This window comes from Vibrio sp. 779(2023) (genome assembly GCF_033344285.1).
GTDB lineage: Bacteria > Pseudomonadota > Gammaproteobacteria > Enterobacterales > Vibrionaceae > Vibrio > Vibrio alginolyticus.
In genome coordinates this window covers 1-1356 of record NZ_JAWPOM010000109.1, presented here as the reverse complement: position 1 = coordinate 1356, position 1356 = coordinate 1, and the positions used below count along the sequence as shown (strand labels likewise).

Genomic DNA, 1356 nt, shown 5'->3' with positions numbered 1-1356 from the left:
GCGGTATGAAAGTCGCAGTGGCTGTCGGTACTATGCTGATTGCTTTTGTGAGTGTGATTGCGATGGTGAACACAGGCCTAGAAAACCTAGGTGAAATGTTTGGTTTTGCTGGTGTAACACTGCAAGCGATTTTGGGTTACCTATTTGCACCACTAGCATGGTTGATTGGTGTGCCAAGCCACGAGATCCTAGCGGCTGGTTCTTACATTGGTCAGAAAGTTGTAATGAACGAATTTGTGGCGTTCATCGACTTCGTGCAGCACAAAGCGACACTGTCTGAGCACACTCAAGTGATCATCACATTCGCTCTATGTGGTTTCGCGAACATCGGTTCGATTGCGATTCAGCTAGGTTCTATCGGTGTGATGGCACCTGAACGTCGTAAAGATGTAGCAAGCATGGGTCTTAAAGCGGTAGCGGCTGGTACGCTAGCGAACCTAATGAGCGCATGTCTAGCAGGTATCTTTATCTCGCTTTAATATGATTGAGCAATAAATGAAAACCCGCCGATGTGGCGGGTTTTTTTATGGTGTTGGGAACGTCGTGTGAGTCAGTGTAAGAGCATTCCCGAACCATGTTTATTCGATGTTATTTGGGGGATTTAGGTACTAACCCATAAGGGATCGATTTGAATACTTTCGGGTGCGCTTGATATGTTGGTGCCTTGTGCACACCTTTCCAATCTAAAAGCATAATCGCGAGCACATTGCGATGTTCCCCATACTTTAGATCAAAGTCACCATCAACGGATGGGATCATCCCTTGTTCGGTGCTGATGGCATCTCGAATCGCTTGGCGTGTTTTCTCAACGACGGGATCGTGGTCAAGGCCAGCCAGTAAAAATGAAATACCTACTTCGGCAATGATGTCTTCTTTTGCACGCAATAAAATCGTGTCGATGTTGTCGCGGAAGTAATCATAAATCCATTGATGATCCGCTTCATTCACGCGCTTTTGATAATACTGAGAGTCGGCAAAGATGATGTGCGTCATGCCATAGATTTTGTTGCCGTATTGCTGAGCAGAGAGCTTTTTATCATTGTCGTCGGGGTAGGTCGCTCGGAATGCTTCAATGAACGCGTTCACCACATCTTGTTCACCCAGTTGACGCAGCCAATAGACCTGATTTGCCAACTGCGCCGCCCATGCTTCAATCATCTCTTTATCGGTGGCGTAGCGAGTAAAATCGTAACGACGAATGATTTCTCGCAGTGTTTTATCTTGTTGGTGCTTTAAGCCGTACTCATCTGCTCTCGCCATCGCGCCGAGTAAATCGACGCCAAGATACAAATACTCAGGGTGATGTTTTGTTACGGTATAACGACGTTGGCTGCGTTCGTCCTCTTTTTCTTGGTA

The 1356-nt window shown here is 46.5% G+C and carries 2 protein-coding genes; one reads left to right on the top strand and one right to left on the bottom strand.

The window, feature by feature from the left end; all coding sequences use genetic code 11:
* On the top strand, nt 1–479 hold a 479-nt coding region (locus tag R8O70_RS25335; RefSeq protein ID WP_318184472.1), incomplete at its 5' end, for a nucleoside transporter C-terminal domain-containing protein.
* A gap of 109 nt (nt 480–588) precedes the next feature.
* Here R8O70_RS25335 and R8O70_RS25330 read toward each other — a convergent pair.
* Nucleotides 589–1356: DUF3541 domain-containing protein (locus R8O70_RS25330; RefSeq protein WP_318184471.1), on the bottom strand; the 768-nt coding region annotated here is incomplete at its 5' end.